16 protein-coding genes are annotated in these 26,120 nt (G+C 70.8%); 5 read left to right on the top strand and 11 right to left on the bottom strand.

Translation table 11 applies throughout. The annotated features are described in order from the left end of the window. Positions 1-35 precede the first annotated feature (35 nt). Entirely contained in the window at positions 36-4,454 is a 4,419-nt protein-coding gene (locus tag D473_RS24970) for a HAMP domain-containing protein (RefSeq protein ID WP_017610136.1), read from the bottom strand. A gap of 361 nt (positions 4,455-4,815) precedes the next feature. Here D473_RS24970 and D473_RS0116370 point away from each other — a divergent pair, with 361 nt between their 5' ends. Beyond that, a complete protein-coding gene (locus tag D473_RS0116370; RefSeq protein WP_017610137.1) occupies positions 4,816-6,987 on the top strand; it encodes a SpoIIE family protein phosphatase in 2,172 nt (723 codons plus the stop codon). A 127-nt stretch (positions 6,988-7,114) separates the two neighbouring features. Here D473_RS0116370 and D473_RS0116375 read toward each other — a convergent pair whose 3' ends face one another. Together D473_RS0116375 and D473_RS0116380 are read right to left on the bottom strand one after the other, a co-directional pair. Continuing rightward, positions 7,115-8,053 (bottom strand): EamA family transporter, encoded by a 939-nt coding sequence (locus D473_RS0116375; protein ID WP_017610138.1) that lies wholly within the window; start codon positions 8,051-8,053, stop codon positions 7,115-7,117. A 155-nt stretch (positions 8,054-8,208) separates the two neighbouring features. Then, positions 8,209-8,814: a response regulator transcription factor gene (locus D473_RS0116380; RefSeq protein WP_026127029.1), complete on the bottom strand. Its 606-nt coding sequence runs from the start codon at positions 8,812-8,814 to the stop codon at positions 8,209-8,211. A 258-nt stretch (positions 8,815-9,072) separates the two neighbouring features. On the opposite strand from D473_RS0116380, the gene D473_RS0116385 reads away from it, so the two are divergent. Further along, positions 9,073-11,046 (top strand): trypsin-like peptidase domain-containing protein, encoded by a 1,974-nt coding sequence (locus D473_RS0116385; protein ID WP_017610140.1) that lies wholly within the window; start codon positions 9,073-9,075, stop codon positions 11,044-11,046. Between the two features lie 283 nt (positions 11,047-11,329). Here the strand turns inward: D473_RS0116385 and D473_RS0116390 are convergent, their stop codons facing one another. The 3 genes from D473_RS0116390 to D473_RS0116400 all read right to left on the bottom strand — a co-directional run bounded on the left by D473_RS0116390 (position 11,330) and on the right by D473_RS0116400 (position 14,539). Beyond that, on the bottom strand, positions 11,330-12,799 hold the full coding sequence (locus tag D473_RS0116390; RefSeq protein WP_017610141.1) for a sensor histidine kinase: 1,470 nt from the start codon (positions 12,797-12,799) through the stop codon (positions 11,330-11,332). A 5-nt stretch (positions 12,800-12,804) separates the two neighbouring features. Next, on the bottom strand, positions 12,805-13,500 hold the full coding sequence (locus D473_RS0116395) for a response regulator transcription factor (RefSeq protein ID WP_017610142.1): 696 nt from the start codon (positions 13,498-13,500) through the stop codon (positions 12,805-12,807). A gap of 88 nt (positions 13,501-13,588) precedes the next feature. Then, positions 13,589-14,539, bottom strand: coding sequence for an HpcH/HpaI aldolase/citrate lyase family protein (locus tag D473_RS0116400; protein ID WP_017610143.1), 951 nt, complete (start codon positions 14,537-14,539; stop codon positions 13,589-13,591). A gap of 138 nt (positions 14,540-14,677) precedes the next feature. Here D473_RS0116400 and D473_RS0116405 point away from each other — a divergent pair, with 138 nt between their 5' ends. Further along, on the top strand, positions 14,678-17,017 hold the full coding sequence (locus tag D473_RS0116405) for a molybdopterin-dependent oxidoreductase (protein WP_017610144.1): 2,340 nt from the start codon (positions 14,678-14,680) through the stop codon (positions 17,015-17,017). A gap of 274 nt (positions 17,018-17,291) precedes the next feature. Here D473_RS0116405 and D473_RS0116410 read toward each other — a convergent pair whose 3' ends face one another. From D473_RS0116410 to D473_RS0116425, 4 genes are all read right to left on the bottom strand, one after another. After that, the gene (locus D473_RS0116410) at positions 17,292-18,191 is read right to left on the bottom strand and encodes an SAM-dependent methyltransferase (protein ID WP_241474808.1); all 900 of its coding nucleotides are present in this window, start codon (positions 18,189-18,191) and stop codon (positions 17,292-17,294) included. Between the two features lie 441 nt (positions 18,192-18,632). Further along, positions 18,633-20,786: a hypothetical protein gene (locus D473_RS0116415; protein WP_017610146.1), complete on the bottom strand. Its 2,154-nt coding sequence runs from the start codon at positions 20,784-20,786 to the stop codon at positions 18,633-18,635. Between the two features lie 150 nt (positions 20,787-20,936). Then, a complete protein-coding gene (locus tag D473_RS0116420) occupies positions 20,937-22,208 on the bottom strand; it encodes a methyltransferase family protein (RefSeq protein ID WP_017610147.1) in 1,272 nt (423 codons plus the stop codon). Then, entirely contained in the window at positions 22,205-23,173 is a 969-nt protein-coding gene (locus D473_RS0116425; RefSeq protein ID WP_017610148.1) for an SRPBCC family protein, read from the bottom strand. Before D473_RS0116425 ends, D473_RS0116420 begins: the two co-directional genes overlap by 4 nt. A gap of 111 nt (positions 23,174-23,284) precedes the next feature. Here D473_RS0116425 and D473_RS0116430 point away from each other — a divergent pair, with 111 nt between their 5' ends. After that, positions 23,285-23,929, top strand: a complete 645-nt coding sequence (locus tag D473_RS0116430) for a TetR/AcrR family transcriptional regulator (RefSeq protein ID WP_017610149.1) — start codon at positions 23,285-23,287, stop codon at positions 23,927-23,929. Between the two features lie 95 nt (positions 23,930-24,024). Continuing rightward, entirely contained in the window at positions 24,025-24,510 is a 486-nt protein-coding gene (locus D473_RS0116435; RefSeq protein WP_017610150.1) for an NUDIX hydrolase, read from the top strand. On the opposite strand, the gene D473_RS0116440 is transcribed toward D473_RS0116435, so the two are convergent. Continuing rightward, positions 24,464-26,008, bottom strand: coding sequence for a bifunctional ADP-dependent NAD(P)H-hydrate dehydratase/NAD(P)H-hydrate epimerase (locus D473_RS0116440; protein ID WP_017610151.1), 1,545 nt, complete (start codon positions 26,006-26,008; stop codon positions 24,464-24,466). The genes D473_RS0116435 and D473_RS0116440 overlap by 47 nt on opposite strands. Positions 26,009-26,120 lie beyond the last annotated feature (112 nt).

The raw sequence follows: 26,120 nt of genomic DNA on the forward strand, positions 1-26,120 counted from the left end.
GGTCTTCGTTCGGGTCTCTGCCGCTGCGGCCGGTCTCACCCGTCCCCGTGGCTCTCTGTGTCGTCACTGGCGTCGTCGGTCGTGGCGCTGTTCCGGCCGGACGCGGAGGTCTCCGTGGGTCCGGCCCCGTCGGGGAGCGCCGCGTCCTCGGCGGCCACACCCGCGCGTGTCTCGGCGGGGTCGGCCGTGAGCCAGCGTCGCATGACGTCCAGCAGGTGGTCGAGGTCGACCGGCTTGGTCACGTAGTCGGTGGCACCCGCGGCCAGACTACGCTCTCGGTCGCCCTGCAGAGCCTTCGCCGTCAACGAGATGATGGGCAGGTCGGCGAACTGGGGCATGTCCCGGATGGCCCTGGTGGTGGCGTTGCCGTCCAGCTCGGGCATCATCACGTCCATCAGCACCAGGGAGATGTCCTCGTTGGTCTCCAGCCGTTCGATGCCCTCGTGGCCGTTGTCCGCGTAGAGGACCTCCAGGCCCTGTGCCTCCAGGGCGCTGGTGAGCGCGAAGACGTTGCGCACGTCGTCGTCGACGATGAGGACCCTCCGGCCGCTGAGTACCGCCCTTCGCTCGGGGTCGGTGCGGGCCTCGACCGACGAGGGCGTGTTCTCCTCCTCGGCCTCGACGGTCTCGGCCTGTTCGGCCGTCTTGAGTACCGGGACGGTCGGGAGGGGACCGTTCTCGCCGATGTCGGTGAGTGCCCGGATGGCGTCGTCGAACTCCTCGTCGGGCATGGCCCCGGTGGCTTCCTCGGGACCCGGCGCGCTCCCGGTCCCGGGACTCTCCTCCGGGTCGTGCTCGGGGGAGGTGTGCGGGACCGGTTCGATCGCCACCGGCGGGGTGATGAGCGGACGCTCCTCGGTCTCCGCGGTGTCCTCGGGCACGTGGACGGGCAGCAGGAGCGTGAAGGTCGATCCCTGGTTGGCCACGCTCTGCACGCGGATCTCCCCGCCGAGCAGCCGGGCGAAGTTCTGGCTGATGGACAGCCCCAGGCCGGTGCCGCCGAACCTGCGGGAGGTACCGCCGTCACCCTGGTGGAAGGCCTCGAAGACCGCTTGGAGCTTGTCCTCGGGGATCCCGACGCCGGTGTCGGCGACGGTGAAGGCGATGACCTCCTCGTTCTCCACGAACATGTCGAGGTCGGCGTCCTCCAGCGCCCATGCGGGTTCGATGAGCAGCCGGACCTCGCCCTGCGGGGTGAACTTCACGGCGTTGGACAGCAGGTTGCGCAGGATCTGCTGGAGCCGCTGCTCGTCGGTCCACAGGGAGTCGGGGATGTCGGGTGAGACGTCAACGGTGAAGGCCAGGCCCTGGTCGCCGGTGACCGGCCGGAAGGTGGCCTCGACGTAGTCGACGAGCTGGCTGATGGAGACCTCGGCGGGCTGCACCTCGACGCGGCCCGCTTCGACTTTGGACAGGTCCAGGATCTCGTCGATGAGCAACAGCAGGTCGCTGCCGGCCTTGTGGATGGTCTGGGCGAACTCCACCTGCTTGGCGGACAGGTTCTCCTCGCCGTTGTCGGCGAGCAACCGGGCCAGGATCAGCAGGCTGTTGAGCGGTGTGCGCAGCTCGTGCGACATGTTCGCCAGGAACTCCGACTTGTACTTGGAGGAGACCTGGAGTTGGTGGGCGCGCTCCTCCAGGGCGTTCCTGGAGCGCTGGATCTGCTGGTTCTGCAGCTCGATGGCGCGGTTCTGGTTGGCGAGCTGGGTGGCCTTCTGCCGCAGCTCGGCGTTCTTGCCGCGCAGCTCCTCCTGCTGGCGCTGGAGCTCGTTGGAGCGCTCGCGCAGCTGGTTGGCCATCTGCTGCGACTGTTCCAGCAGCATCTCCGTGCGGCTGTTGGCCAGGATCGTGTTGATGGTGGTGGCCACCAGAGCCCCCAGCTGGCGCAGGAAACTCTTGTGGATCTCCTTGAACTCGTCGTAGGAGGCGAACTCCAGCACGCCCAGGGTGCGTTCCTCGGAGACGACCGGGAGGATGAACAGGTACTGCGGCTGCGCGCCTCCCAGACCGGAGTGCACGTCGACGTAGCCCTCCGGCAGGTTGTGGATCTGCAGTTCGGTGCGCTGTTCGACGGCCTGTCCGGCCAGTCCCACGCCCCGTTTGAGGGTGCGGCGCCCCTCGGACGGTTCGAAGCCGTAGCCGGCGAAGAACCGGAAGGTCTTCTGGTTGTCCATGTCCGCGGGCAGGTAGAAGGCGCCGTGCTGGGCGTTCATCAGGGGAGTGACCTCCTCCATGATGAGGCGCGAGAGCTCGTTGAGGTCGCGGTGGCCCTGCAGATGCCCGGAGATGCGGTTCAGGTTGGACTTGAGCCAGTCGGCGTCGCGCTGGGTCTCGGTGGTCTCGCGCAGGTTGGACACCATCAGGTTGATGTTGTCCTTGAGCCCCTCCATCTCACCGCGGGCGCCGACCATGATGTTCTGGGTCAGGTCGCCCTCGGCCACGGCGTTGGCCACGGCCGCGATCGCCCGGACCTGTGTGGTCAGGTTGCCCGCCAGGCCGTTGACGCTGTCGGTGAGCTGCTTCCAGGTGCCGGAGACGCCCTCGACCTTGGCCTGGCCGCCCAGCTGGCCCTGGTTGCCGACCTCGTAGGCCACTCGGGTGACTTCCGTGGCGAAGGCCGAGAGCTGGTCGACCATGGTGTTGACGGTGGTCTTGAGCTCCAGGATCTCGCCCTGCGCGCTGACGTCGATCTTCTTGGTGAGATCGCCGCCCGCGACCGCGGTGGTGACCTCGGAGATGTTGCGCACCTGCGTGGTGAGGTTGTGCGACATCGAGTTGACGTTGTCGGTCAGGTCCTTCCAGATACCGAGCACGCCCCGCACGTCGGCACGGCCGCCCAGCTGGCCCTCGGTACCCACCTCGCGGGCCACCCGGGTGACCTCGTCGGCGAACGCGGAGAGCTGGTCCACCATGACGTTGATGGTGTCCTTGAGCTCCAGGATCTCGCCCTTGGCGTTGACGGTGACCTTCTTGGTCAGGTCGCCGGCGGCCACCGCGCGCGTGACCATGGAGATCTGCCGCACCTGGTAGGTCAGGTTGTTCGCCATGGAATTGACGTTCTCGGTGAGGTCCTTCCAGACCCCGGAGACGTCGCGCACGTGTGCTTGACCGCCCAGCTGGCCCTCGGTCCCGACCTCGCGGGCGACCCTGGTGACCTCGCTGGCGAAGGAGTCCAGCTGGTCGACCATCTTGTTGATGGTGTCCTTCAGGTCGAGCATCTCGCCCTGGGCGTCCACGGTGATCTTCTTGCTCAGGTCACCCTCGGCGACCGCGGTCGTCACCTGCGAGATGTTGCGGACCTGGTAGGTGAGGCTGTTGGCCATCGAATTGACGTTGTCGGTCAGGTCCTTCCAGATCCCCGACACGCCCTTGACGTTGGCGCGGCCGCCCAGCTTGCCCTCGGAGCCGACCTCGCGGGCCACCCGGGTGACCTCGTCGGCGAAGGAGTCCAGCTGGTCGACCATGGTGTTCACGGTGTTCTTGAGGGCGAGCATCTCGCCCTGCACGTCGACCTGCACCTTCTGGGTGAGCTCGCCCCGGGCCACCGCCGTGGTGACCTGTGAGATGTCGCGCACCTGGTTGGTCAGGTTGTCCGCCATCGAATTGACGTTCTCGGTGAGGTCCTTCCAGATGCCCTGGACCCCGCGCACGTTCGCCCGGCCGCCGAGTTTGCCCTCGGTACCCACCTCGCGGGCCACCCGGGTGACCTCGTCACCGAACGTGGAGAGCTGGTCGACCATCGTGTTGACGGTGTCCTTCAGCTCGAGCATCTCGCCCTGGACGTCGATGGTGATCTTCTTGCTCAGATCACCGCGTGCGACCGCGGTCGTCACCTGCGAGATGTTGCGGACCTGGTCGGTCAGGCGGCTCGACATCTGGTTGACCGCCTCGGTGACCTCGCGCCAGGCACCCGAGACACCGTCGACGCGGGCGGTGCCGCCGAGTTTGCCCTCGGTACCCACCTCGCGGGCCACACGGGTGACCTCGTCGGTGAAGCCGCTCATCTGGTCGGCCATCTGGTTCACGGTGTTGGCCAGGCGCAGCAGGTCGCCCTTGAGCTCACCGCGGCGCCCGTCGGTGGAGGCACGGCGGCGCAGGTCACCGGCGGCGACCGAGACGAGGACGTCGGCGACGTCGCTGACCGGCTCGGAGACCTCGTCCATCATGTCGTTGACGGCACGGGCGCTCTCGGCCCATGCTCCTCGGGCGGGATTGACCGCGACACGCTCGCCGAGTCGGCCCTCCTCGCGCACGACCTCGCCCACACGTTGCAACTCACTGTTGAGTTGCTCACTGTGGTCGACCACCTCGTTGAAGACGGAGGCGATCTCCCGGATCGTGCCGTTGCCGCGTTTGCGCAGGCGCACACTGAAGTCGCCGTCACGCATCCGGTACAGAGCCTGCAGAATCTCGTCGAGCTGTTCGTCGGCCAGTCCCTTGACCGCCTCGGGCATCAGACCCCTCCTCAACCTGCCTGTCACCCGTCCCCGTCCGGCCCCGGACAGAAGGCCCCACACCCGCCCCGAGGCAGGGCAAGGCCCGGCCCGCGGCGAGGTGGAAGACACGAACGTGCCCTCGCGCAGCCCGGTGGCACCACGTCACGCTACCGGCGCGAAGTACCACCCGAAAGAAACGGATGTGTCGACTTACACTAACCGGCCACGCCGAGCGTCACAGGCCAGTTGTGCAGACTCGTCCGCACGCAGGACCAGGGGACGGCCACCACGCTGGGGTCACATCCGCGTATCGTGGCAGTGATACCCCCTCCATGGCCCGGCTACGAAGGACACTGACGGCTTGCCACCACACGACGCGTTGAAGGTTGCTCGACGAGAGTTCCCCGCTGCTTCGGAGACCGCTGCGGCCGCCCGTGAGTTCGTTCACGACACCCTGTTGAGCTGGGGTGTCCCCGACCCGTTCGACGACGTGATCCTGTTGGTCAGCGAACTCGTCACCAACGCGGTCATCCACGCGCGCTCGAGCCTGGAAGTGACCGTGCGCCGCGGGGAGGGCTCCACCGAGATCATGGTGACCGATTCCGCACCCGAGCGCCCCGTTCCCCAGGCCGGGCCGCTGTCCGTGGACGCCTCTCCCTCCGACGGAGAGGAGCGGGTCGGGGGCCTGGGTCTGGCCCTGGCCTCCGCGATCGCCTCCAGCTGGGGTGTCAGTTACGGCCGCAGCGACAAGGCCGTGTGGTTCCGTATCGAGGACCAACCCAGCGAACAGCCGTCCCTGCAGTCCCCGCAGGTACGCAAGGGCGGTTCGCGCCCCGCCCGTCCCAGTGCGTGGTCGGCGCTGGACTCCGCACTCGGGTCGCGCCTGAGCCTGCCCCAGCTGTTGGAGCGCACCGTCGAGCACTCCACCAGTGCTCTGGGCGGGGATGCCGCCTACATAGCGTTGGCCACCTCCGACGAGACGATGTGGGAAGTGCGCTCGGCCGTCGGCCTCACCCCGGACGGCGCCCCGTGGAAGCCGATCCGGATCCGGACCGAGGAGGCCTTCCCCTCGGCCGCCCCCGAGCCGGGCCCCGCCATCAACGACGACCTCATGATCGCCCGCGCCAACCGGGGCGCCCTGGCCCGTGCGGGCATGCGTTCGCTGGTGACCGCGCCGCTCATCGTGGACGGCCGTGTCACCGGGCTGCTCGGGGTCGCCTCCACCCGCACCCGCCACTTCGGCAACGTCGCCGCCAAACGCCTGCAAGAGGGCGCCGACCTCATTGCGCTGCCGGTGGAACGCTCCCGTCTGGCCGAGGTGGAGCTGGCCCGGCGCGCCTCCCTGAGTTTCCTCGCCGAGGCCAGCGACCTTCTCGCCGGCACACTCGACGAACGGATGACCGGGGCGCTGGCCGCCCAGCTCATCACCTCCCGGCTCGGCCGCTGGTGCGCGATCCACACCACCAACGACCTGGGGCTCTCCCAGCTGACACACGTGGTGCACAGCGACGAGAACCTCAACGACGCGCTCCGGTCGCTGCTGACCACACTGCCCCCGCGTGAACAGCGCGTGCCGCAGGCACTGTGGAACCCCGCCGAGCTGGCCGCCGAGGGCCTGGACGAGCAGTCCGTGCGCGACCTCGCCCGCAGCCCCGCGATCAGCGTCCCCCTGGTGGCGCACGGACGCCCCCTGGGACGGATGACCATCGGCAAGGACGACAGCGACGAGTTCACCCGCGAGGACATCGACGTCACCGACGACCTCAGCCGCCGGGTTGCCTCCGCGATGGAGAACGCACGCCTGCACGAACGCCAGGCCGCGATGAGCGAGGCACTGCAGCGCAGCCTGCTCCCGGCCAAGGAGAAGGAGCCGGTGATCCCCGGCGTCGATCATGCCGTGTACTACCGGCCCGCCGACGAGAAGAACGTGGTCGGGGGCGACTTCTACGACGTGTTCAAGGCCGAGGAGGGCCGGTGGTGCTTCGCCATCGGCGACGTGTGCGGGACCGGCCCGGAGGCGGCCGCCATCACCGGCCTGGCCCGTCACACGCTCCGCGCCCTGGCCAAGGAGGGCCTGGCACCGGCCGACATCATGAGCCGGCTGAACCTGGCCATCCTGGAGGAGAGCATCTCCACCAGGTTCCTGACGATGCTCTACGGCGAGATGACGCCCAACTACGACGACGAGGGCGGCATGCGGGTCCGTATGGTCTCGGCCGGCCACCCGTTGCCGTTGCGGTTGAACCAGAAGGGCGAGGCGTCCACGTTCGGCGGTTCGCAGCCGCTGCTGGGCGCCTTCGACGACGTCGGGTTCGCCACCGAGACGTACATGGTGCGGCCGGGCGAGCTCGTGCTCGCGGTCACCGACGGGGTCACCGAGCGGCGCAACAACAACGACATGCTCGGTGAGGAAGGCCTGCTGGAGATCTTCGGCCACGCCCAGGGGCTGAGCGCCCAGGCGGTCATCAGCCGCATCGACCGGGAGCTGGAGGAGTACGCGCCCGGCGGGAGCAAGGACGACACCGCGATGCTGGTGCTGCGGTTCCTCTAGACGCGGTGTTCGTCCTCGCGTCGGGCGTGGCCCGGCCGGGGCTCCCCGCAATCCGCTTCGGCACCGGCCCCGCCTGCGTCCCGCGGGGAGGGTGGTGGGGTTTCACGGCGCCTCGGGGTACCTCGGTTCAGGATGTGCGGACCCGGCGTCGTTCCACGCGGCGCACCACGGGTTCTGCGCCCATCGAGACCACCAGGACGACCGCGCCCACCAGGCCCAACGCCGTCATCTGCTCGCCCAGCAGCGCCGCCGACAGCAGGGCCGCGGTCAGCGGTTCGGCGATGGTTCCCACGGCCACGCCGGTGTCGGACGCGGTCCGCAGACCCGTGAAATAGGCCAGATAGGCGAGCACCGTCGGGACGAGTCCGAGGAAGAGCAGGAGACCGAGCGCCGGCGCTTCCGCCGGCGCGGACATACCGAACACCAACGCACCCGGCAGGAGCAGCAGGCCGCCCAGGAGCATGCCCAGGCCCGCGTTGCTGAGAGCATCCAGCCCCTCGACCGGACGGCGGTTGACCAGGCCCATCACGGAGAAGGTCAGGCCCGCGCCGAGCGCACACGCCAGGCCGGCCGCCAGCTGGGCGGGCGGGGCGCCGGTGCTCGGGAACCCGGCGAGCAGAGCCAGGCCCGCCACCGCCAGCACCACCGGAACCGTGAGTACGACCGTGGGCCTGCGGCGGGCCAGCAAGCAGACCCCGACCGTGACGAACACCGGGACACTCCCGATCTTGACCAGGGTCGCGAGTCCGACCGGGATCAGGGCCAGGGAAGCGAAGTAGAGCAGTTGGAAGCCGGCGTGCAGCACGCCGTTGAGGACCAGGCGCCCCACGAGCGGGCGTGACCAGGCCAGCCGGTGGAGCCGTCCCGTGAGCAGGAGGACGAGGGTGATGACCACACCGGCGATGAGCAGACGGTAGACGGCCGCGGACATGCTCGAGAGCCCGTGATCGGTCTGCAGAACGGCCGCCGCGGGCCCGCCGGTCCCCCACAGGACGCCCGCGAGCACGAGCAGCGCGAACCCGCGCTGGGCCGTGCCGCCCCCGGAGGAGGAAGGGGAGGATGCCACGTCGGGGACCTTCTTCCTGGGGCCGGGGCTTCGGGCGTGGTATGCGGTGGGCGGGACTTCATCCGACCACAGGATCTCTCACGTGCGGGACACCGGGGTCGCTTCCGGTACCCGGTCGGCAGAGACGGGGTGCGGTCAGATCGCGAGCATGCGGCTCAGAGCCAGCCCATGTCCTGCGCGGTGCGGATCGCCGCCATCCGGTTGTCGGTCTGCGTCTTGCCGATGGCGTTGGACAGATAGTTGCGGACCGTGCCCTCCGACAGATGCAGGCGGGCGGCGGTCCGGGAGACCGATGCACCGTCGGAGGCCGCGCGCAGCACCTCGGTCTCACGGTCGGTCAGGGGACTCTCCCCACCCGCCATCGCGGCCGCGGCGAGCTCTGTGTCGATGTAACGCCCGCCCTCGTGGACCTTGCGGATCGCCCCCGCCAGCTGCTCCACCGGGGCGTCCTTGGCGAGGAAGCCGCGGGCACCGGCGGCAAGGGCCCGGCGCAGGTAGCCGGGCCGCCCGAAACTGGTGAGGATGACGATCCCGCAATCGGGCGCCGACGTGCGCAGCCGCTGGGCCGTCTCCAACCCCGTCGCGCCCGGCATCTCGATGTCGAGCACGGCGACCTGTGCCCCGTGTTCATGGACCGCGTCCACGACCTGGTCACCGCGGCCGACCTGGGCGACCACCTCCAGGTCCCCCTCCAGGCCCAGTAGGGCGGCGATGGCCCCGCGCACGAGGTGTTCGTCATCGGCGAGCACGATATTGATCAAGGTCAGGCCTTTCACCATGTGTGAGCAGCGACAGCACGGTATCGTTTTTTCCGGACATTACGGTGGGTTGTTCTCAGAGATGCCGGACCGTCACAAGGAGCGACGGGCGGGACCGGCCGGCGGCGGGGCGCCGAGATCGGACCGGACTCGAAACCCTGCTGTATCGGCCTCTCACCCGGTTCTAACCCACCCGGAGCATGATGGTTCCCGACATCGACCACCACCAGTAGACACCGTCCGGCCAGTCGGAGGATGAGTTTGAGTCCCAACGAACCCCACGAGGGAAACGAGCCCGGCGAGGCGGCCGGGGACGAGGGCCCCGAGCAGCGTCCGTCCGAGCCCGCCGACCGAGGGGAAACCGAACAAGACCCCCGTGACGGGGCCGGGCAGGTCGACGAGCACAGCCCGGAACAGCCCCAGGCGCCCGTACAGGCCGAGCGGGTCGAGCAAGCCGATGAGCAGGCCGAGCAGGGTGCGGACGGACCGCGCCCCGACGACGACGGCACCACCGGGGTCCGCGGGGGCGGCTCCGAGGAGGCGTCGCGGCGTTCCTTCGAGGACGAACTCTTCGAGGGTGAGTCCGAAGGGGAGCTGAGCGGTTCCGCCGCGCCCGGTGGAGCGGGGGATTCCGGCGCACCTGTCCCGCCCGGGATCCCCACCACACCCGGTGATTCCGCGCCGTGGCAGCAGCCGCCCGGGTGGGCTGCCGGTCCCAGCGGCGAGGAGCGCCCCGGGTTCGCCCCGCACGCGGAGCAGCAGAGCGGGCCCCCTGCGGGGGCGGGCGGCCCGTTCAGCGGTGCGTCCGGATGGCAGCCGCCGACCGGACACGGGGGTTCCGGCGCGTCCGGATGGCAGCCGCCGGCCGGGCACGGGGGCTCCGGCGCGTCCGGATGGCAGCCGCCGACCGGACACGGGGACACCGGTTCGTTCAGTCGGCCCGAGGACGCCTACGCCGCCTATCGCGGGGGTTTCGCGGGCGGCTACGCGGGCTCGGGCGGGCAGGCCCCGCCTCCCGGGGGACACGGAGGCCCGGGTGAGACCGCCTCCTTCGGGATGGGTGGCCACGGGCAGCCGCCCGGGGGCATGCCGCCCTACGGTCCGGGCCATCCACAGGGGCACGTCCCGCCCCAGGAGCCGCGCAGGCGCACCGGCCATGTGATCACCGTCGCGGCGATCACCGCCCTGGTCACCAGCCTCGTCGTCGGCTCGGTCGCCGCCGTGGGGAGCGCGTTCCTGTTCTCCGGCGGGCTGGGGTCCCCGGTGAGTTCCCTGGAGCAAGAGGGCGAATCCACCGCCACCGAGGGCGAGGCCGGCGACGTCGCCGAGCAGGTCCTGCCGAGCGTGGTCTCCATCCAGGCCTCAGGCGGCGGAGGCAGTGGCGTCGTCATCTCCTCCGACGGCAAGATCCTCACCAACTCCCACGTGGTGCAGGCAGCCGAAGGCGGAGAGCTCGAGGTGATGTTCAACGACGGTTCAGGCGCCCGCGCCGAAATACTCGGGGCGGACCCGGTCTCCGACATCGCCGTGATCCAGGCCGAAGGGCAGAGCGGGCTCACCCCCGCACAGCTCGGCGACTCCGACCAGGTCGGCGTCGGCGGCGAGGTCATCGCGATCGGGTCACCGCTCGGGCTCTCCGGAACGGTGACCACCGGTATCGTCAGCGCGCTCGACCGCCCCGTCAACACGGGGGCGTCCGAGAACCAGAACATGCAGACCTCGACGGTGATCAACGCGATCCAGACCGACGCGGCGATCAACCCCGGAAATTCCGGGGGGCCGCTGGTGAACATGGCCGGCGAGGTCGTCGGCATCAACACCGCGATCGCCGGGGTCTCCCAGGAGAGCGGCTCGGTCGGGCTCGGTTTCGCCATCCCGATCAACCAGGTGCAGCCCATCGCCGAACAGCTCATCGAGGACGGCAGCGCCAGTTACCCCGCGATCGAGGCGACCGTCTCCGGCAACCTCGCGGGCGGTGCGCAGATCGTCGAGGTCAGCGACGGCGGTGCCGCCGACCAGGCCGGTCTGGAGCCCGGCGACGTAGTGGTGGCCGTGGAGGACCGGGAGGTCAATGCACCCGACCAGCTCATCGCGGAGATCCGCTCGAACCAAGCCGGCGACGAGATCTCCCTCGGGGTCCTGCGCGGGGGCAACGGTGACGAGGAAGAGGTCCGGGTGACACTCGGCGAACAGAGCGGCGCGAGTGTCGAGGAGGGCGAGCAAGAAGAGGACTGACGGGTTACCGGTTCTCACTCGCCCACCTGAGGGGCCCGGGTTTCGCCACACCCGGGTCCCTCGCTCATGCTCTCCCCCACCCACAGGGGCCAGGTCCGCACAAGGGCCGAACCCCAGCGCACGTACACGGTGCAAGGTCTCCTGAGCCACAAGAGACCCGGACGCCCAACCACACAAAGAGCCGATCCCCAGAGCACGTGCACCGTGCAGACTCCCCGGCACCGTGCACCTGCATGAGGCTCAACCCCTCACATGGCCGAGCGTTCTCCTCGGGTGCCCGTGGTCAGGGCTCGGGCGGGGCGGACAACGGCAGCCAGAAGCCGATGACCGAACCGCCGCCCTCGCGGTTGCGGGCGAACACGTCGCCCCCGTGGGCGCGGGCGATCTCGCTCACCATCGACAGCCCCAGGCCGGAACCGGGCATCCCGCGGGCCTCCGTGGCCCGGTAGAAGCGCTCGAAGACCCGGCCGAGCTCCCCGGGGTCCACCCCGGGCCCGCGGTCGAGCACCTCGACGACACCCTCGCGCACCCGGATCTCGATGGGCTGCGACCCGTCAGGGTCGAACTTCGCGGAGTTCTCCACGGGGTTGGCAAGGGCGCGCTCCAACGACCCGGGCCGGCCCCACACCACGCTGTCGTCGGCGTCGACCACGATGTCCCGGCCGGTGCGCCGACGGGTCCGCTTGGCCACACGGTCGGCCACGTGCCGGAGTTGGACGGACACCATGTCCTCGTCCTCGTGGTCGCCGGTCGCCAGGCCGACGAGCTCGTTGACCAGGCCGGTCAGCTCACGGGTCTCCCCCTGGAGGTCGTCGATGAGCCGGTCGCGCGCGGGCGGGGTCAGGCGGTCCGCGTGTCCGAGCACCTGCACGTTGGTGTGCAGGCTGGTCAGAGGCGTGCGGAGTTCGTGTGCGGCGTCCTGGACGAGGCTGCGCTGTTCCTCCTTCGAGCGGGTCAGGCGCGCGAGCATCGCGTTGAAGGCGTCCCCGAGCCGGCTGACCTCGTCGTGGCCGCCGACGCCGTTGCGGGTCTCTCCGCCGTTGCCGTCGGGGGCGACCGGGTCCAGGCGCCCGGTGGAGCTCACGTACTCGGCGGCGTCGGTCAGGCGCACGAGCCGGTCCGTCATCCGGTGGCCGACCAGCCAGCCCACCGCGGCCGCGCACAGCGCCACGAACAGTCCCACCCACAGGATCTGGGTGGCCAGGCGGTCGATGATGCCCTCGGTGGGCGAGATGCGCTGCACGAGCTGGACGGCGCCGGTTCCGTCCCCGAGGGAGACCGTCGCCACGCGCAGGCGCTGCTCGTCGGCCTCCGCCTCTCGGATGTCGACCTCGCCGGGGGTCCGGGAGCCCGCGACGTCCATGTCCCGTTGTTCGGGCGGGAACTTGAGGATCTCCGTCGTGCTCTGGTCGGCGACGGCCACGGTACGGCTGCCGTCCGGCCCCAGGTACTGCACCTGGGAGTGGCCGCCGGGGACGATGAGCGCCCCGGAAGGCCCCAGCCCTCCGTCGCGCTCGTAACGGTCCACGACCGCGTCGGCGACCTCGCCGACGGTCCGCTCGAACTCGTTCTGCACATCGGTACGGATCAGTGTCGCGGCCGTGGTGTAGGCCAGTGATCCCACCAGGGCGATGGTGACTGCGGCGACCAGTGCGAACAGGACCGCGAATCGGGTTCCCAGGCGCCAGCTGCGCGGCTTCAACAGCACACCGGTCCGGTGGTGCTCGGGCTGTCGGGTGTCCGGAGCGGTCACGGGACTCACCCCTCGGGTCGGATCGTGTACCCGACGCCGCGCACGGTCTGGATGAGCGGTGACCCGTCGTCCTCCAGTTTGCGGCGCAGGTAACTGATGTAGACGGCGAGGTTCTTCGATTCGGGGCCGAAGTCGTAACCCCAGATCCGGTCGTAGATGGTGGTGTGGTCGAGGACGATGCCGGCGTTGCGCACCAGCAGTTCCAGGAGGTCGAACTCGGTCTTGGACAGCTCGACCTCGCGGTCGTCGCGCCAGACGCGGCGGGCCCGCGGATCGATACGGAGTCCACGCACGGCCAGTGGCCCGTCCTCGCCCGCCTCGGTCGCGGGGGTGGCCCGCCGGAGCAGGGCCCGCAGCCGGGCGAGCAGTTCCTCGAGCTCGAACGGTTTGGCGAGGTAGTCGTCGGCGCCCGCGTCGAGCCCCGCCACCCGGTCGGAGGTCTCCACCCGAGCGGTGAGCATGAGGATCGGGGTGCGGTCGTTCTCGGCCCGCAGCACCCTGGCCACGCCGAGCCCGTCCACGCCCGGCATCATGACGTCGAGGACCAGCAGGTCGACGGGTTCGGCGTGCACTTCGGCGAGCGTGCGCACACCGTCCTCGGCCGTCCGTACCCGGTAGCCCTCCAGTTGGAGTGCGCGTTCCAAGGAGTCCCTGATGGCACGGTCGTCGTCGGCTACGAGCACGGTGGACGTGGATTCCATGGCGCCATGCTGCCGTATCCGGGTGAGAGGCCGGTAAGAGCTCACCGAGATCCCGGTGGAGGTCAGAGCCGGGTGTGCGTGTTCCGGGTCAGTTCTCGGGAGGGGTGAATTCCTTGGTGCGCACCATGCGGGCGGCACGGCCCTTGCCGGCCACGACCAGCGCCATCTTCCGGGAGGCCTCGTCGAGCATCTCCCCGCCCAGCATCACCGCACCGCGCCGGTCCACGGTCGTGGCGTGCTCGTAGGCGTCCAGGATCAACTCGGCGTGGTCGTAGTCGTCCTGGCCGGGTGCGTACACCTCGTTGGCGGCCTCCACCTGCAAGGGGTGCAGCACCCATTTCCCGTCGAAACCCAGGGCGGCGGTGCGCCCGGCCGAACGGCGGAACGCGTCGACGTCCTTGATCTGCAGGTACGGGCCGTCGATGGCCTGCACACCGTGCGCACGGGCCGCCATGAGGATGCGCATGAGGATGTAGTGGTAGGCGTCGCCGACGTCGTAACCGGGCGGCTGTTCCCCCACGACCAGGGACCTCATGTTGATGGAGGCCATGAAGTCCGCGGGCCCGTACACCAGGGTCTCCACGCGCGGGGAGGCCCCGGCGATCGCGTCGACGTCGACGAGTCCGCGCGCGTCCTCGATCTGCGCCTCGATACCGATCCGGCCCACCGGCAGGTCGTGGGCGCGTTCGATCTGGGTGAGGAGGGTGTCGAGCCACTGCACGTCGCGGGCGGCGGTGACCTTGGGCAGTACGAGGGCGTCGAGCCGGGCCCCGGCGCCCTCCACGACGGTGATGACGTCGCGGTAGCACCACTCGGTGGTGATGTCGTTGACCCGTACGGAACGGATCTTCTCGCCCCAGCCGCCCTCGTTGAGCGCCTCGACGACGGTTTCGCGGGCGGCGGCCTTGGCCAGGGGTGCGACGGCGTCCTCCAGGTCGAGGAAGAACGCGTCCACGTCGAGCCCCCGCGCCTTCTCGATGAACCGGGGGTTGGACCCGGGGACCGCGAGGACCGACCTGCGCGACCTGAGCTCAGCCATGTTCCGCCACCACTCCGTTACAGCGAGTTCGTCTCCGCCCCGTACCGGGACGTCCTTCCCATGCTCGCAGCACCCGGTGCGTAGAGTGAGTTCCGGTCCCGTATGGGCAAAATGTGAGGATTCGAGGGAGGAGCCGGGATGGGTGCGAAAGCACACCCGACGAGCGCACACTGGGGCAGCTACCAGGTGGTCGTGGACGAGGGCCGGGTGGTGGGTGTGCGCCCGAACACGGACGACCCGGCTCCCGCCCCCATCATGAACAACGTTCCCGCCGCGCAGCACCACAAGATCCGGGTGGCTCGTCCGGCCGTGCGCCGGCGCTGGCTGGACCACGGTCCCGGTCCGGACCCGCACCGGGGCGACCCCGGGGACGAGTACGTCGAGGTCGAGTGGGAGACCGCCCTGGACCTGCTCGCCCGCGAACTCGACCGGGTGCGCACCGAGCACGGGAACCAGGCGATCTACGGCGGCTCCTACGGCTGGGGCAGCGCGGGCCGGGTGCACCACGCGCAGAGCCTGGTGCACCGGTTCCTGAACTCCATCGGCGGGTACACACGCTCGCGCACGACCTACAGCCACGGCGCGATCGAGATCCTCTTCCCCCGGATCCTGGGCGCCCCGTCGCTCCACCGTCTGCTGCACCAGGCACCGTCGTGGAAACAGATCCGGGAGCACACCGAGCTGCTGGTCACCTTCGGGGGTCTACGGCTGTCGAACACGTGGAACTCCTCGGGCGGCCGTGCCGCCCAGACCGCGGGCCCGGCGATGAAGGAAGCCTCCGACGCGGGGGTGCAATACGTGTCGCTCTCCCCTCTGCGCGACGACGTGCCCGACCACGTCGAGGCCGAGTGGGTTCCGGTACGGCCGGGCACGGACGCCGCGATCATGCTCGCCCTGATGTACGTGCTGTTCACCGAGGACCTGGCCGACACCGGTTTCCTGGACCGTTACACCGAGGGCGCCGACGTGGTGCGTTCCTACGTCCTGGGCAGTCGTGACGAGCACGGGAACCGGCCCGGCCTGGCCCGGACCCCGGAGTGGGCCGAGCGTGTGAGCGGGGTACCCGCGGACGCTCTGCGCTCGCTGGCGCGGCAGATGGCCGAGAAGCGCACCCTGGTGAACGTCGGCTGGTCGGTCCAGCGCGCCCGGTACGGGGAACAGCCGCTGTGGGCCGGGGTCGCGCTGGCGGCCTGCCTGGGGCAGATCGGACTGCCCGGAACCGGGTTCGCGTGCGGCTACGGTTCCGTCGGCGCCTACGGGGGCGGGTCGACGCCGCTCGGACTGCCCCGGTTGCCCCAGGGCCAGAACCCGGTCTCGGAGTTCATCCCGGTGACCGGCATCTCGGACGCGCTGTTGAAACCGGGCGAGCTCTACCGGTACGACGGCCAGGAGCGCCGATACCCGGATCTGCGGTTGGTGTACTGGGCCGGCGGCAACCCCTTCCACCACCACCAGGACCTCAAGCGGCTCACGCGCGCTTTCGGACGTGCGGAGACGATCGTGGTCAACGAGACACACTGGACCGCGTCGGCCCGCCACGCCGACATCGTCCTTCCGGCGACCTCCTCCTTGGAACGCGACGACATCGCCACGAGCCAGGGGGACCTGAGTGTGCGGGTGATGGCCAGAGCCGTGGAACCGCACGGGCAGGCCCGCGACGAGTACGACACCTTCACCGCCCTGGCCGAACGCCTGGGGGCCGGGGAACGGTTCACCGAGGGCCGCACGAGCGGCGAGTGGATGCGCCACATCTACGAGCAGTGGCGGGCGATGATGGCCCGCAACGGCTTCGAGGTGATCCCCTTCGACACGTTCTGGGCCGAGGGCCGGGTGGAGATGCCCGGACGTGTGGACGACGAGGTGCTGTTCGCCGAGTTCCGCGCGGATCCGGAAGGAAACGCGCTGCAGACGCCGAGCGGGCGTATCGAGCTGTTCTCCTCGACCATCGACTCGTTCGGGCTCGAGGACTGCCCGGGTCACCCCGTGTGGTTCGCCGGGCCGTCGGTGGCAGACCGGACGGGCGAGTACCCGCTGGTCCTGGTGGCCAACCAGCCGAGCGGGCGGTTGCACGGGCAGCAGGACATGGGCGCGCACAGCATGTCGCAGAAGGTGCGGGGGCGTGCGCCGCTGCGCCTGGGCCCCGTCGACGCCGCGGCGCACGAGGTGGCCGACGGCGATGTCGTGCGGGTCAGCAGTGCGCAAGGATCGTGCCTGGCCGGGATCGTGGTCAGCGATGCGGTCAGTGAAGGTGTCGTGCAGCTCTCGACCGGCGCCTGGTACGACCCGTCCTCGCCGGACGCCGATTGTGTGCACGGGAACCCGAACGCGCTCACGGCGGACGTGGGGACGTCGGCGTTGAGCCAGGGCTGCACGGGCCAGTTGCTGCGGGTGCGCCTGGAGCGCTTCGCCGGCCCCGAGGACCGGCTGCCTCCGGTACGGGCGTTCGATCCGCCCGCGGGTGTCCCACCCGTGGGGTGAATCCGTCCCTCGACGCCCGCACGCCTCTGGCGTGCGGGCGTTCTCGTGCGCGCAATGCGCTCCGGGTAGGCCATCGAAAGCCGAGGGTGAAAACCGAATTCACCGCTGTCCGTCACAGCAACGTCAATTACGGCCACCTCATCAGCGCCCTTCTAGGGGCTTAAACGGTGAACCTTGTCGACAATGAGGGAATTTACTTTTTTCTCTCCGGGGCCGTGAAAGCCGCGGCGCAAGGCCGGGCTCCCACGGGTGACGGAAGAAAGGGAACGATGAATCAGAGCTGGTAGCGGTGGATGCCCCAGGCGAGGTCGCCGGCCTCGCCGCGAGCGACCCACTCCCGCAGCCCGGCCTTCATCTTCTTCAGGTACTCAGCGCTGATGGTCCCGGAGAGCTCGCTGTCACGGCGCTCGGTCTCCTCCAGAACACGCCCGTAGTGGAGGGGGAGCTGCTTGCTGAGGTCGTCGAAACCCAGGTCCTTGAAGCCCGCATCGGCGGTGGACTTCCGGTAGAAGCCGAGCGTGCCCATGGACGTCAGGTGCAGCCGCTCCAGGATCGGCCCGAGGGTGTCCACGGGGGTGTCGTCGTCGGCCATGAGGTCGGTGAAGACGAACTGACCCCCGGGGGCCAGCACACGGGCGACCTCGCGGACGACGAGGTCCCGCTCGGCGCTGTGGGAGAAAGCGTCCTGGGACCAGACGACGTCGAAGCTGTCGTCCTTGAACGGGATGTCCTCGAAGACGCCGTCCACCACATCGATGAGGTGGTCGAGCCCTGCTGCGCGGTTGGCCTCGCGGTTGCGCTCGTTCTCGACCTCACTGAGGTTGAGGCAGGTCACCTTGCAGCCGTACTTCTCGGCGAGGTGACGGGCCGAACCACCGTAGCCGGCACCAACGTCCAGGATCCTGGTGGAGCTGTCCGGGCCGACGTAGGAAGCCATACGCTCGACGGTCCGCGCGCTGGCCTTGGGGATGTCGTCGGTGTCGGTCAGCCCGTCCACGCCGCGGTAGAGCCCGACGTGGATGTCGGTCCCACCCCAAATCTCGTAATAGAAGGTATCGGCGTCGGTGCTGTTGTAGTAGTCCCGTGCGGTCTGGACGGCGGACGAATACTCGGGGTCTTGAACCGGACGGTTAATGGTCCCTCTCCTTGTGATCGCTGTTAGGTCCTGATCCATTGAAGGGGACATTTCGGCACGGGTCTAGTGCCAAGCGGCGACAACTTATGTTAAAGCTTCACAAAAATTCCCATCCGGCGGTGCGCGACCATGCCGCTCGGAGCGGCCTCGGAGCCACCCCGGAGCAGGCATGCCGGGAGCGGTACCAGTGCTGGTGAACGCGCGTGCACGGGAAGATTCGCATGCGCGGACGAGCGCGCCGGGAACCGCTGCCGATCGAGCGCAAAACCAGCGCGCGGAGACGGCCCCTCCCGACCCATGAGACTTCGGTCACATCGGCTTCTTCCGAATGCGGCCGCAGACACCACCACTCCCGTCACATGCGCCACAAACAACGCGAAAACGCCCACCCGACCCCATGCCCCCACGAAGCCCCACAGAGCGCTCAGCGCTCGGACAGATGCGGGCGCTGCGGCGGCGGATGCGACGGCAGCCGCGGCCTCAGCGGTACAGGAGGCCCTCGACACGGCGCGGCAGCACCAGACCGAGGAGGCTCGGAACGGCGTACCCCACCTGCCCGGGAGCGAGCATTCCCAGTACCGCGCCCGTGTTCGCGGTGGGTGTGCGCAGGAACGAACCGGCCCTCGGGTGCGCGTGCGGAACCCCGTTCCCGGCGGCGAGCAGGCTCAGCACGGCAACCAGGGCAACCCCCGCCCACGCCTGATCGGCGGCGCCCAGACCGGCCAGCCACCGCTGCAGGTGCGCGAACGCGCTGAGGGCGTAGGCCCCGCCGCCCCCGGACGGTGCCTCAGCGACGGGGAACACGAGCGCGAGGGCCATCCCTCCGGTGATCCCCCCGGTCGCTGCCAGGCCGATTCGGCGGGCGATGTCGCGTGCCCCGCTGGTCAGTTCGTCCTCGGACGGCCAGTGGCGCCACTCCCGCCCGCGCGAACGGGCCTCCCCCATGGCATTGGCGCGCCGCCACCGCAGGAACCTCAACGTGTCGCAGTACACGGCGGGACCGCGGCACAGGGCGATGAGAGCGACGGTCAGTTCGTGCACGATCATCGACACGGTCGTGGCGAGCACCGTGGGCAGCTCCACCCACCACAGAGCCATGCGCCGGAACGTCGGGGCGATGTCGGCCGGCACCCGCACACGCCACGCCACCGAACGCCCGCGTGTCCAACGGCGCAGCGGCGCCATGGGCGGCTGCCCGGGCAGCGGCGGGGTGGACTCGGCGGCGGTCGCGATGAGCCGGTGGTCCGTGGCCACCGCGCACACGAGCACCAGGAGCAGGAGTCCGACCGTGAGCGATCCCCCGCCCAGGAGGGTGTGCACGACCTCGGTCGCCGGGTGCAGCGCGGCTCCGGACACCTGCGCGTTGAACGCCAGGTGATCGAGGTGGGCGACGGCGGCCGCGAGCACCGGCAGCGCCCACAGCCACCCACGGCGTCCGACGATCGCGAGCCCGAGCGCACCGCCGAGGAGCCCGCTGGTGACAGCGTGGCCGGCGAACACGGTGAGCTCCTCCCCCGGCCCGGCCACGAGTCCGCTTCCGGGCAACAGGATCCCGCCCGTGGCCATGGGACCGTCGGCACCGGGCGGGATCTGCACGAAGAGGCGTTCGGCCAGTTGGAGCCCGGCCCCCGTGGCGGCGGCGAGCAGCAGATGGTCGACGGCGGCCAGGCGGCGAGCCCTCCGGCGCGCGAACACGAACACGAGCAGGAGCGGGGCGAGTTTGCCCAGTTCCTCCACGGTGACGGCGATGTAGGTGTGGGCGTACACGCCGGCGGGATCGAGGCCGAGCACTCCGGCGAGCGTCCCCTCCGCCAGGGCGAGCGGCCACACGAGGACGAAGCCGACGGCGGTGAAGCGCAGCAGGGTCGCGAACGAGACGGTGCGCGAGCGCGAGACCCAGGCGATCTGGAACAGCAGCACGTAGGTGGTCAGCAGCACCGGCAGGGCCACACCCAGATCGGGCAGGAACCACGGCACCGCCAAGAGCGCGGCGACCATGAGCCAGCTCCACGCGCCGCGCAGGGCCCGTGCGACGCGTACGGGCCCGGGGGCGTTCTCCCGGATCCCGGAGGCACCGCGGGCGAGGCGTTCGGCCAGGTCGGGTCCGGGTCCTCGGGCGCGGGTGTGCTTCGCGCCCGAGGGCAGGCACCGGTAGGCCTGCGCGGCGCGCTGGAGCTCGGGGCCGCCCTCGGCACGGACCCGGTTGCCGAACCGGCGCCGGGCCTGGGGGATGTCGGCGCCGACGAGTTCGCGCACGAAGTCGGCCGGGCCGGCGGCCACGGTCAGTTCGGTGGAGGTGACCAGGACGGCGGCGGAGAAGTCCTCCACGCACACGAGGAAGTCGGTCGGTTCGCGTCCCCAGCCCCGGACGAGGTCGATGAGGACGTCGGTGTCCAGGGGGATCTGGGTGACCGGTTCGTAGGAGTACTGCGGCCGGGTACGGCAGACCAGGAGCCGGTCCACGCCCATGGCGCGTCCGGCGCCGATGATCGCGCGTACGAGGTTGCGGTCGCGGGGCACGAGGAAGGGTGTCGTGACCTTGCCGTCGACACGGATCCACGCGGGGTCGAGCTCGCTCGGGCCGGCGCAGACCCGCAACACGAGGTCGCGGGTCAGCATCGCCTGGTCTTCCATGGGGGTCCTCGTACCGGGGGGTGTATACGACACGGCCGACCCTTCCGGGGCGTTCCGGCCCGGATCGGCTCGCCCGAGCATAGCCGCGGGTCTCGGGGCGGGACCACGCCTGCCCTGTTCCGCGCGAGCCCCGGCCCCGTGCCCGTGTCGCTACGGAGCGGCGGGTTCCCGGCGGGAAGGCCGGGGGCCGGCCCCGAGGGCGTCGGTGCACAGCTGCACCGCGTGCCGTACCAGGGGCAACGACAGCGCCCATCCGGCGAGAGCCCACCCCAGGTGGAGGTGGTCCATCGCGCGGGCCAGGGCGGCGATCCCGCTCCACCGGTTCCCTCTCGTGTCCTCGTAGGTGAGCCGGTACAGCACCTCCGGGTGGCCGGCGGCCGGGAGCACCCGCAACCGCACCGGGCCGCGGGCCTCCACCCACGCACCGGTCCCCCGGCACACGGCACAGTCCGCGGCCACGTACAGGTTCCCCTCGGCCCGGTCGGGCCACGGACGCCACCGGGGGACCCAGGGACGTACACCGCGTCGGTAGTGCTCCCAGCTCTTCCCGAAGGCCGCGCGCAGCTGTCCGCCCTCGTGCCACGCCGCGAGGCCGGCCCCGTAGGCGAGTACGGCCGCGGCCCCCAGGAACAGGGGCGGGTGCAGCGCGCCCAGCACGGTGTAGAGGCACACCATGGTGACCTGCATCGGGTTGCGCACGTAGGCGTAGGGGCCACTGGTGACGAGCCGCACGGGCGGATCGTAGGGCAACGGGGTCCCGCCGCCCACGGCCGCGAACTCCCGGGCGGCAGCGAGCCCGGGCAGGCAGGCGAGCGCCAAGGCCTGCAGCGCGACCGAGAGCACAGGGGCCGATGGGGCCGCCGCTACCGGTGCGACAGCGGCGACCGGCAGCACGACCGTCGTTCCCAGGGCCAGGAACGCCTGCGCCCACACACGTGCGTGCACGAGGGCCCCGCACCGGGTCCAGTGCGCGAGCAGCAGCGCGGGGATCAGACCGGCGAGGGCCCCGGCCGACTCCCCGAGGATCCACCACGGGCCCAGCACCACGACGGGTTCGGCCAGAGGCATGAAGAGCGTGTCGATCCACACCAGTGACACCACGAGCAGTGGCACGGGAAGACAGCGCAGGGCCAAGGCGGGCAGCGCGCCCCACAGCACGGCCCACCCGAGCAGGAGGTCCACGGGGATCCCCTTCCACACGGCGCCCTCCGCGTGGAAGCTCCACCACCCCACGTGCAGCGCCACGAGATTGAGCGGCACGAGGGCGAGCAGCGACCACGCGGTCGCCACGATCATCGCGGCCGTCTCCCGCCGCCCGGGCGCCCGCCACAGGCACAGGGCGACCATCGGCAGGAGGGGGGGGAACAGGGCGGCGCCCCGGACCGCGAGCGCGGGCAGTTCCGCGGGGGCTCCGGCGGTCACCGGCCGCCCCGCGCGTGTTCGAGTGCGGCCTCGCCGAAGGTGTCGGCGAGGTACTCGGCGGCCAGGTCGGTGGCGTAGGACTGCACCGGTCCGAAGTACCAGGAGGGTTCGAAGGTGCGTTCGTACTCCACGGTCCAGTCGATGCGGGTCCCGCCCCCGGCCCGGCGTTCCCAGACGACCTCGGCCCCGCTCATACGCATCCAGCGGTCGAAGGCCGTGCCGTCGGTGACGGCGAAGACGATCCGGCCCCCGTAGGCGTAGGTGTGGCTCTCCACGACCTCGAGCTCCATGTGGCGCGGGGTGGGCTCGGTTCCGGGACGCAGGACCCGCCGGTCGGTGAAGGTGACGTGGCGGGTCTCGCCGACCGCGGATCCGCCGCCGACTGCCTCGACGGGTTCGGGGAAGGGCACGGCCCTCAGGAACAGGGCGTCGGGCGCACCGAACTCGGGCGGCGCTGCGAGGGCGGCGGCCACGTGCTCGGGTTCGGCCGCGACGGTGCGGCCGCCCTCGCCCCGATCGTCCCGGGGCAGCAGGGAGAACCCGCCGACGCCCTCGACCGTGAGCACGATCAGCAGCGGCAGGCCGATCAGGACGTGCGAGGAGCGGTCGTCGGGGCCCCGGGTGATCCGTACCAGGAGCCAGGCCACCAGCGCGGTGATCCCGTACAGGAGCGGCGCGGCGATGACGAGGCAGACCACACCCTCGCCGAGAAGCGGGCCGGCCAGAAGGAGCGCGAGGGTCAGGACCGCGAGGGCGAGACCGACGGCGCTGCGCGGGCGGGCGAAAAGCACCACGAGGACGGCGAGCAGGGCGGGCAGGCCGACGTAGAACAGCGCGGTCTGGTCCAGGCCTCCGAAACCGCTCACCCGGAGCCAGAGCAGGAAGGCGAAGAGGGTCGTGATCAGGGCGGCCGACAGCAGGCGTGCGCGCCATTCCCGCCCCGGGGACGGCTCGGGTCTCGTCATGGGGGCTCCTCGTTCCGGAGAACCGTGTGCGGCCCTGTTTTGATCGGATGATTTAATCGCTCGATTAAACAGTATGATGCACTCGACCGTCGACGAGATCAAGGGAGGGCCATGGCCAAGAGCGGCGGGAACCGCAGGAGCAGCACCGAGACGAAGGAACGCCTCGTCGCGGCCGCGGGCGAGGTCCTGCGAGAGGAGGGCCGGGCCGGGGCATCAGCCCGCGCAATCGCGACCCGGGCGGGGGCCAACTCGGCACTGGTCTTCTACCACTTCGGCGGCGTCGACCAACTGCTCCTGGCCGCGCTCGACCACTCCAGCACCGAACGCATGCGCCTGTACGAAGAGCTCGCCGGACAGGCGCGCACGCTGGAGGAACTCGTCGAGGCGGCCACACGCATCTACCGCACCGACCTGGAACGCGGCTACATCACGGAGTTCTCCGAGCTGGTGGCCGCGGCCGTGACCCAGCCGGAGCTGCGACCGGAGATCCGGACCCGTGCCGAGCCCTGGGTCGCCTTCATCGAACGCCACTGGGACCGGATCCTGGGCGGCTCGGCGCTGGGCCGCTTGCTCCCGGCCCGCGAGGTCGCCAACGCCGCGATCACGTACTACCTGGGCGTCAACCTGTTCTCGGTGCTGGACGAGGACCACAGCCGCACCGAGGCCGTGCTCGACCTGGCCGGGGGCCTCGCCCCGCGCGCCAAGCTCCTCACACTGCGGCTGCCCGGGGCCGGCGAACGGCGCTCCGGCACCTGAGCCCGCACCCGCTGCCCCGGAGAACCCCGCGTGCGGCCCCGTCGCCCCCGGACCTCTCCTAGGCTGGCCGGGGCACACGAGCGGTGAGGAGCAGGATGGACAGGATCACGGTCGCGCCGGGGATCACGTTCCCCGACACCTCCGACGGCCGAACGTACGTGGCGGGCGCGGTGATCACCGACCCCCAGGGGCGGGTGTTCACACAGCGGCGCTCGCCCCACCGCAGGATCTTCCCGCACTGCTGGGACATCGTCGGCGGGCACGTCGAGCACGGCGAATCCATGCTCCAGGGCCTGGCCCGAGAGGTCACCGAGGAGACCGGGTGGCGCGTGAGCGAGGTCCTCGCCGAACTGTTCAGCATCGAATGGGACCCGGGCGACGGGATCACACGCCACGAGAGCGACTACCTGGTGCGGGTCGAGGGCGACCTGCAGGCCCCGCAGCTGGAGCCGGACAAACACACCGAGTACATGTGGGTGGACGACTCCCTCGTGCACCGGCTGCGTGATGAACGCGACCCCGGCGACTACTTCATCACCGACATCGTCCAGCGCGGCCTCGACGCGGCCCGCGGCCTCTGATCCGGCCCGCACGGTGGGCCTCGGCGACGGCGAGCGGGAGCCCGTCCAACAGGTCCGAGGCGCTGACCGGTGCACCGCCGCGCGCCAGGTGAGCGGCGCGCCCGTGCAGATAGGCGCCGCACAGGGCCGCCTCCACCACCGGTGCACCGCTCGCCAACAGCGCACCGACCACTCCGGAGAGCACGTCCCCGGTCCCGGCGCTGGCCAACAACGGGGTACCGGTGGGGTTGACGACGGTCGGCGCGTCCGGGTGCGCGATCACCGTGGTCGTCCCCTTGAGGAGCACCGCGCACCCGAAGGAGCGGGCGGCGCGGCGGGCGTGCTCCAGCCGACGGGCCTCCACGTCCTTGCGCTCCACGTCACCCAGCAGACGGGCGAGCTCACCGGCGTGCGGGGTCAACAGGGTCGGCGCGGCACGCTCCCGCACCCGGTCGGCGAGGTCGCGGCCGTCCTCTCCGGACATCAGGGTCAGTCCGTCGGCGTCCACGAGTACCGGGACGTCGCTGTCGAGCACGGCGTCCAGCTCGTCGGCCTCTCCGGGGTCGGTACCGCGCCCGGACCCGACGACGGCGGCGGCCGCGCGCCCGAGGCCGAGACCGGTGCTCCGGCGCGGGTCCAACGGAACGGCGACGGCCTCGGGCCAGCGGGCGAGCACCTGGTCCATCGCACGCTCGGGGCCGCCGTACCTGACCATGCCCACGCCGGTGCGCAGCGCCCCGCCCACGGCGAGCACGGCGGCGCCCCGGAAACGGTCCGATCCGGCACGGACCGCGAGTACACCCCGGCGGTACTTGTCGGCCTCGGCGCCGGGTCGCGGGAGCAGCCGGGCGATGTCCACAGCCTGTGGGCGAAGCACGTCCGCACCCGGAAGCTCCGGGACGAGCCCGGTGTCGACCAGCCGCACCCGCCCGGCCCGCGCGGAGCCGGGATCGACGAAGAGCCCGGGTTTGTGGGTGCCGAAGGTGACGGTGAGGTCGGCGCGCACCGCGTGCCCGGTCACCTCACCGGTGTCGGCGTCGACCCCGCTGGGCAGATCGACCGCCACCACGGGCGCGGGGGCGTTGGCCGCCTGCGCGGCGAGGCCCGCGTGGAGTTCGCGCAGGCCACCGCGCCCACCGATGCCGAGGAGCCCGTCGACGATCAGGTCCGCACCGAACAGGTCCGAGCCGTCGGCGTCGGAACCGGTGAAGTCCCGCACACGCCCGCCCGCGGCACGCAACGCCGCCGCGCCCGCCTCGTGCACCCGCGAACCGGCGGTCAGGGCTCGGACCATGGCGCCGCGCCGGGCGAGGTCGGCCCCGGCGTACAGGGCGTCGCCGCCGTTGTCGCCGCTGCCGACCATGAGCACGACGCGCGCCCCGTACACCGACGGCAGCAGTCGGACGCACTCCACCGCCAGGCCGGCCGCAGCCCTGCGCATGAGCGCCCCTTCCGGCGAGCGCGCCATGAGTGCGCCCTCGGCCTCGCGGACGACATCGACAGTGTGTGCGTTGAGCACGGGTCCACCTCCGGGATCGGTCGGCACCCATCGTGCCGCACGGAGGAGCGGCCGTCGGCCCGCCACACACGCCGGACGGTCATTGTCACCGCACCCTTCGGCGGCCATGCTG

This window comes from Nocardiopsis xinjiangensis YIM 90004 (assembly GCF_000341145.1).
Classification (GTDB): domain Bacteria; phylum Actinomycetota; class Actinomycetes; order Streptosporangiales; family Streptosporangiaceae; genus Nocardiopsis; species Nocardiopsis xinjiangensis.